The organism is Pseudomonas sp. 05T35 (assembly GCF_056396605.1).
The window spans coordinates 1-1,987 of sequence record NZ_JBFTLU010000623.1 but is presented as its reverse complement, the minus strand read 5'-3'; the positions used below and the strand labels follow the sequence as shown (position 1 = coordinate 1,987).

The 1,987-nt window shown below is 58.0% G+C and carries 3 protein-coding genes; 1 reads left to right on the top strand and 2 read right to left on the bottom strand.

The window, feature by feature from the left end:
• The first annotated feature begins 39 nt into the window (after positions 1 to 39).
• The gene (locus AC1DH9_RS28115) at positions 40 to 318 is read left to right on the top strand and encodes a helix-turn-helix domain-containing protein (protein ID WP_429539566.1); all 279 of its coding nucleotides are present in this window, start codon (positions 40 to 42) and stop codon (positions 316 to 318) included.
• A gap of 4 nt (positions 319 to 322) precedes the next feature.
• Here the strand turns inward: AC1DH9_RS28115 and AC1DH9_RS28110 are convergent, their stop codons facing one another.
• A complete protein-coding gene (locus tag AC1DH9_RS28110) occupies positions 323 to 1,159 on the bottom strand; it encodes an amino acid ABC transporter permease (RefSeq protein WP_427541261.1) in 837 nt (278 codons plus the stop codon).
• Entirely contained in the window at positions 1,156 to 1,977 is an 822-nt protein-coding gene (locus AC1DH9_RS28105; protein ID WP_103314807.1) for an ABC transporter substrate-binding protein, read from the bottom strand. Before AC1DH9_RS28105 ends, AC1DH9_RS28110 begins: the two co-directional genes overlap by 4 nt.
• Positions 1,978 to 1,987: the final 10 nt, after the last annotated feature.

Genomic DNA, 1,987 nt, shown 5'->3' with positions numbered 1-1,987 from the left:
GCGACATCTTGAGCATCGTTTAAGGGAGTGGGGGCTGCAATGAGCATGACAGTGTCAGAGCGAACACTGCTGATCGAAAGTATTCAGCAAGAGTTAGCCAATGACACATTGGCTATCGGCGAAGCGGTGCGCCAATTGCGAGTTGAGGTGACCGGTTTACACCAAAGCCAGTTCGCAAAGATGTGCAAAATCTCCGTGCGTACGCTGGTGCACATCGAGCACGGAGAAGGGAACCAGACGCTCAAATCACTTAACGCCGTGTTCCGCCCATTCGGGATGCAAATGGGCGTGGTGAAGATTCGGCGTACGATCAGCTGAACCCTTAGCTCCGCTGCTTGTACGCCTTCCCGTAATGCCGCTCCATCCGTGCCTGAATCAACTCCAGACCAATCGACAACAACCAGTAAATGATCGCTGCCGTGCTCAGCATYTCGATGTAGCGATAACTGGAGCGGCCATAGGACTGCGCCAGGAACATCACTTCCCAGACGCCCATCACCGAGATCAGTGATGAGTCTTTGAGCATCGAGATGAATTGGTTGGTGGTGGGCGGAATGATGGTGCGCATGGCCTGTGGCAGGGTGACTCGCCAGAAGATCACCGACTCGCGCATTCCCAGCGCGAGGGAAGCTTCGCGCTGGCCATGCGGTACACCGACGATGCCGGCGCGGAAAATTTCACTCAGGTACGCCCCGTAATTCAGCGATAACGCAATGATCCCGGCGGCAATGGCGCCGGGGACAATGCCCAGCTGTGGCAGGCCGAGGTAGATCAACAGGATCTGAATCAGCAACGGCGTACCACGAAAAAACGATGCGTAGAAACTTGCGATGCCGAACGCCACGGCACTCTTCGACAACCGCGCCAGGGCGGTGATGAAGCCCAGCAGCGACGAGGCGACAATCGAGCACAGGCACAAAAACAGTGTCAGCGCCGCGCCTTGCAAGAAGCCGTTGGGCGCCAGATGCAGGCCGATCAGGTTCGGCAGCTTGTCGAGAATGATCGAAAACTTCAGGTCGAAGCTCAGGAAGAAACTCGCGAACAAACCCAGCATCGTCGCCCAAGTCAGGTACAGGCGGGTACGAAAACCAAAGACGCGTTTGAGCAATGACTCAGCCACCGGTTGCGGTGGCTGAGGAGGGCGGGGGAAAGAAGTCATTTGCTGATATCGGCGCCGATCCATTTTTGTGACAGCCGGGTCAGGGTGCCGTCCTGTTTCAACTGGGCAAAGACTTCGCGCACTTTGCCATCCCACTGGGCATCACCCTTTTCGATGGCCACGGAGTTGGGTTCCGAGTACAGCGGCTCGCCGGCGAGCTTGAAGCGCTGGTCCTGGGTCAGGCGCGGTTGTGCGGTCACAAGGTTGGTGAGGACCGCATCCAGTCGCACGCCGGCGCCCAGGCTCAGGTCCTGGAAGGCGACGTTGTCGGTGTCATACGGAGCGATCTGCACATCCTCGAACGGGTACTGCAATCGGGTGTCTTCAGCGCCTTCGATCACCAGGTTTTTGTTCAGGTAGCTTTCGTAGCTGGACGCGCTGGTGAGGCCGACTTTTTTGCCGCTCAGGTCCTTGGCGCCATGGATGCGATCGTCTTTGGCATTGACCACGATCACGGCTGGCGAAGCGTAGTACTCCACCGGGAAATCGAAGACTTCGGCGCGGGCCTTGCTCGGGGTCATGGAGCAGATGCAGATGTCATAACGACCGCTCCAGCGACCGGCAGCGATCACGTCCCAGGACGGCGTTTCGAGACGCAGTTTGACGCCAAGTTTGTCCGCCACGGCTTTGGCCACGTCGACGTCGAAACCGTCGAGCTGGTTCTGATCGTTGAGGAACGAGAACGGCGGATAGCTTTCCATCAGCACGCCCACCAACTCTTTCTTTTGCTCGATACGATCCAGCGTGGCGCCGGCAAAGGCTTGGGAAGAGGCAGCGAGAATCGTCAGGCCCAGGGCCAGTAGCGGTTGAAGTTTCACGGGCAGTTCC